Genomic DNA, 5072 nt, shown 5'->3' with positions numbered 1-5072 from the left:
CGTGTCGAAAACCACCTTGTCGTCCGTCCAGTTCAGGTAGGCGCCGAAATACCGGCCGTTGTTCGACGATTTGTAATCCTCGCGGATCATGAAGAGTATCTTGCCGCGGGCGTCGGCCAGCGTCATCAGGGGGTGGAAGTCGGCCACATACCCGCTGCAATGCGAGTTGATCAGGCTGACCACGCTTTTGTCCCACCCCGTCTTATTGGCGCTGGTGCTGGTGTTCTCGTATTTCATGTGCACGAGCACCGTCTCGCCCGGATGTTCGTCGAGGAATCCCACGAAACGGTCGAGCAGGTGCGAAAGCATGAAGGGCGAAAGCTCCTGGCGGCCGGAGCTGCCCGGGGCGTAGCCGCCCAGCGTCGGGTCGCCCAGCGGGGCTATGCCGTGATGGATCGGGAGGTCGCGCACCGAGGAGCTCGACGAGGAGGGGCGCAGGTCGAACATGCGAACCCCGGCCGCAAGCTGCTCTTCGATGGATAGCTCCTGTGCCTTGATGATCTTGGTCGTGTTCATATAGCCGAATACGACGTTCTGCAACCATTTGAAATGGTACCTATCGTCGGGCATCCCGTCTTTGTACTCGTAATGCGAACCGTAGATCGTGCAGGCGTCGTGCGACCCGGGGATGGAAACCTGCGACAGGTAGGTGTTGTCGGGCAGGTAGGCCATCCAGTCGGAATAACCTTCCGAGGTCTGTTGCGCCTGCGCCTGCATGTCGCCGATCGTGAACGAATAACGGTGTCCGGCCTTGAGCGTTGCCGGGGTCGTGTAGCTGTAGGTCTTCCCCTGCGTCGTGACGGCGGAGAGCGTAAGCCCTTCGATGTCCTGCGGCAGCATGAACGCCGTGACCGCGACCTTCGACCCTGCGCTGAGCTGGATATAGGGGACGTCCCCCGACATCAGGTGCAGGGCCAGCACGTTCGATCCCTTGCCCGGGATAACCGAGCACCGGTCGGTTTCGATGTCGAACGTGAAGCCGCCCGCTATGGGGCCGTTTTCGCTCGACAGCACGAGCTTCTGTACCTCCGCGGCTTCCGAGAATCCCACCTGGATCGTAACCGTGGTCATCAGCGGGCGGAATCTGAAGGGTACCTCCGCGCCGCGTTCCACCCCTTGGGTGCATGCCGCCATATAGGCGTACTGCATGTTGCATTCGCCGTTGTGGTAGGTCTGTACGGCCGGGATTCCCGTCACGACGATCGAGCCGCTGTTGGTCTGCACGGCGTCTGCCGGATAGAAGGCGTAAAAATCGTAGCTGGGACTGCTCCCCCACTGCATCCCCGTGTTGCTCAGGTCGGCTTCGCTTTCGGTCGCCCCGGAGACGCTGACTTCGACTTCCGCCCATTGCGGGGTCGTTTGCGGGCAGATGATCCCCACCCGGTCGGCGTTGCGCCAGTAGATCGGGTAGTAGCCGTCCTGTAACGGGCCGTAGGCCGTGCGGGTTTCGTCCGTGGTGTCGGGCGCTTCGTTGCCGATCGACAACCGGCAGACGATGGCATCGCCTCCTGTCGCGGGAGTTTCGGGCCCTTCGGGCAGTTCTGTCGTATCCTTTCCGCAACCGGCCAGCAGAAGCGCGAGTAGCGACAGTCGGAAAATAGGTTTGTGTTTCATAACGTCAGGTTCGAATTGGCGGTTTTTGGTTCAGTACTCGTCGTCCGCATAATTCACCGAGCTGGGCCCGAGTTCGCCGCCGTGCGGCTGTGAAATCGCGAACCCTGCTTCCGCCGCAATTACGAGTATCTCCAATTCCGGCTTTATGTATGCTGCTTTCATCAGATTCGGTTTATAGATAAATCGGGACGGTATCCTGCTCCGTCCCGATCTGAAAAATTATTTTATCGAAATTATTCGACCGTATAGGTGAAGTCCGCGAACTCTACGTGGTAAGATCCTGCGGTAGATAGTATCTTGATCATGATACGCTGTCCGTTGGTGACCGTAAACGTATGGGTCTGCGTACCGGATTTGCACTTTTGGTCGTTGCCGTTCAGGATGTTGTTCCTGTCGCGGAGCCACGATTCGGTGATCGGGCCGTTGCCCGTTACGCCGATCCTGTACTCAATATTGCGTATACGGTTGGTCGCTACCTCGAAGGATACCTTCACGGTTTTCGAACCCTCGCACTGGATCGGAGCCGTGACGAAAGCGCCGTTGTTTGCGTTGTTGAAGCCCGCAGGAACCTGCAGCTGGATGCGGTTCTTCTTGAGTTTGTCGTCGCCGTTCTTGTCGCTCTTGATCTCTGCCTGGTAAAAATACCAGTCATTGAAAATTCCTTCCGGGTCGTATTGGGAATCGACCGTGTAGAATCCGTTGTCCTGATAGGTATGCGTACCGTACTTCTGGTCGATGGCATCGGGCACGGTGATCGTCACCGTTTTCTTGTTGCAGGGTACGCTCATCGTATAGTGGTGGTTGCGCTTCAGGCCGGCCAGCGTGAACGACTTGTCCGAGTAGGTCAGCCCGTCGGTGGTCATCACCTTCACGGTCATGGTCGAAAGTATGTCCACGGGGAGCAGCCCCAGTACGAACTCTTTCCGGTTCGTGGGAACTGCGATCGAATTGGTTGCGGACGATGCCGTGAAGTTCCCCAGGGCGTCGATCGTACCGGCCGTCGGCATTACGTTGCTGTCGGTCTCCAGGATGACTTTCTTGGGGGTTTCGTTCGCACCCAGTCCGAGCGAAATCTTGATGCGGGCCATCAGCGGCTTGAACGTGAAGTGTACGTGCAGTACGGTCGTCGCCTCGTTGATTTCGAACGGCTCCTCCCAGATGTTCGTATACATGAAGTCATAGGCGGCCAGGTTGTCCGTGCAGTATTCCGACCCCCAGGTGTGCTTGAAGGTCTTGTTCACGGCGTCGAACGTGGCGTTGCAGTCGTACGGGTAGTAAGCCGCCGCCAGCGAATAGGAACCGATGGGCACGTCGCCCGAGAACGTCGTGGTCGGGCCCGACTTGTCGGCCGTGAACTGGCATGTCATCATCGCGGCTCCGTCGTAGAGGAGCACGGCGACTTTATCGCCGGCCACCCAGTTGGTCGTGGTGCCGTCGATGGAAGTACGGGTCTCCCCGGAAACCATATCCTCGGGGATGGTCACCTGAACATACTTTTTCGGGCCGGCGGCCGGAGCCGTATCGTCCTTGCTGCACGCGGCCATACCGACCGTTGCGAGCATTGCTATAACGAATAATTTTTTCATGGTGCGTTTTCTGTTTTTGTCGTTAATTTCCAATGGATGCGTCGCTATTCGTAGTCATCGTAAGAGAGCGACCTGGTTCCGCCCAGCTCGCCGCCGCCGGTTCCCGGTTCGATGCCGCTGCTTGCCGCAAATCCTTTTTCCACGCATACGGAGATCAGGTACAGCTCCGGTGCTTCGTAAGTCATAGTTTGTTTTTTCATGGTCTTTTTTTATTATGTGTAGGTTGCTTTTATTCCATGTCCGTTCCGGGCTGGCGCTATGCCCTTACGCAGAGCACGCGTATGCCGCGCTGTTCCCCGCCCGCGGACAGGCATATTTCGACTATGCCTGTCCTTTGTCCGGTTCGGTGGAGCCGCTGCAGCTCCGCTTCGATGCGCATTTCGTCCGCTCCGGGAAGCTGCCGTCCGACCCATAGGCCGGTTTGCCGGAGGCGTATACGCGAACCCGGCCTTCTTCCAGGTAGGCGAGCAGGTAGTGCGGCGCCCGGCCGGATCCTGCGGTTTCGCCCGCTGCGGTCGGTATTGCGGTCTGGGGCATGCGGTAAAGTCCGTTAGGGGTTGTCAATTCCGATTGTTTTACTTATTCCACGATCACGACGCGGTTCAGTTCCGGCTCTGCGAACCGGTTGTTGGTGTCGCCTTCGGCCTTCTTGACCAGACGGGACGGGTCGATGCCGTACTTGTCCTTCAGCAGGTTGTAGACGTACTCCATGCGCTGTTCGCTCAGACGCTGGTTGATCTCCTTTGTGCCGGTATCCTTGTCAGCGGAGCCGATCAACGTGAAGGTCTTGTCCTTGTCGGCCTTCATGGCGTTCCTTACGTAGAATTCGAGGTTGGTCTGCTCCTTCTTGTCGAGCGTGGCCTTGCCGATCTTGAAGAAGAGCGCCACGGGCGATGCGGATACCTTCTGCTCGGCAACCACCTTGGGCGGCATGTTGCGCAGCTTCTCGTTCTCGTCGCTCAGTTCCGAATTCTGCGATGCGAGTTCGTTGTTGGTGTTTTCGAGCCGCTTGATACGATCCAGGTACGACGTGTAGTCCACGGGCTGAGCCTGCGAGGCTCGCTTGAAGCCGCGGCGGTTCAGGTTGAACGACAGCCCTGCCGTTACCGAGAGCATACCTTCGCCGATGCGGCCGCCGCCCACGCCGTCGAAACGCTGGTTGACCAGCAGGCAGCGAGCTTCGAGCGTCAGGTCGAGCAGATCGCAGAGGCGCACTACATTCAGCAGACCTGCGTCGAAGCCGATTTCGTTGTCGTGGGTGTCGTTGCCGTAGGAACGCGCCCAACCCACTCCGACGAAGGGTACGAAATTCCAGGTGCGGGTCTCCTTGTAGCCGCTCACGGCGTTCGAGAAGTTCCACATTGCATCGGCATGCAGGTACGATACGCCGAATTTCTCCTTGAACATGCTTCCGTCGGCACCCTTTGCGTATTTGGTGCCTGCGGTCGTCCACCCTTTGGCCTGCAGGCCGGAGTATCCGACGCGGGCGCCGATCGAGGGGGTGAACCATTTTCCGACATGGATGTCCAGTGCCGGGGCCATGCGTTTGCCGAATTTGCCGTAGGAGTCGTGTTCGCCGAAATAGATATTTACACCGCCGGCGACGCCGACGAAGATGTTGTCGAAAAAGCGGTTCGTTTCATAGGGGCCGCGTACGATGCGGTTCTGCGCATCGCGCGATTGGCCGTTCTCCTGTGCCGTGGCGGCAAGGCTGACGATGATAAAGAGGGCAATAAGGTAGAGGCGTTTCATGTTTGAATGTTTTTGTAGTGATTAGAATTTTTTCCGGTATGTGTGGTCTCGTTGCGAGTCCGTTATTCGTGTTATCTGCCGTGTCCGGTACATGTGGCAGGCTACGGCTACCTCCACCGC

6 protein-coding genes are annotated in these 5072 nt (G+C 58.1%); all 6 read right to left on the bottom strand.

The genetic code is table 11. The features are described from left to right. Positions 1-1614 (bottom strand): fimbrillin family protein (locus QVP03_RS11980; RefSeq protein WP_288210805.1); only part of this gene is annotated, 1614 nt, incomplete at its 3' end. Between the two features lie 30 nt (positions 1615-1644). Beyond that, positions 1645-1776: a hypothetical protein gene (locus QVP03_RS11975; protein ID WP_022333647.1), complete on the bottom strand. Its 132-nt coding sequence runs from the start codon at positions 1774-1776 to the stop codon at positions 1645-1647. Between the two features lie 71 nt (positions 1777-1847). Then, complete coding sequence (locus QVP03_RS11970; RefSeq protein ID WP_256166061.1) at positions 1848-3200, bottom strand: fimbrillin family protein; 1353 nt, start codon at positions 3198-3200, stop codon at positions 1848-1850. A gap of 44 nt (positions 3201-3244) precedes the next feature. Beyond that, positions 3245-3400, bottom strand: coding sequence for a hypothetical protein (locus QVP03_RS11965; protein WP_022333645.1), 156 nt, complete (start codon positions 3398-3400; stop codon positions 3245-3247). Positions 3401-3521: 121 nt separating this feature from the next. Next, positions 3522-3764, bottom strand: coding sequence for a hypothetical protein (locus QVP03_RS11960; RefSeq protein ID WP_022333644.1), 243 nt, complete (start codon positions 3762-3764; stop codon positions 3522-3524). A 15-nt stretch (positions 3765-3779) separates the two neighbouring features. Further along, positions 3780-4952 carry an OmpA family protein gene (locus QVP03_RS11955; protein ID WP_022333643.1) on the bottom strand — a complete coding sequence of 391 codons (1173 nt, stop codon included), beginning with the start codon at positions 4950-4952 and terminating at the stop codon, positions 3780-3782. Positions 4953-5072: the final 120 nt, after the last annotated feature.

The organism is Alistipes sp. CAG:29 (assembly GCF_000435435.1).
GTDB lineage: Bacteria > Bacteroidota > Bacteroidia > Bacteroidales > Rikenellaceae > Alistipes > Alistipes onderdonkii.
This window is presented reverse-complemented; position numbering and strand designations above follow the sequence as displayed.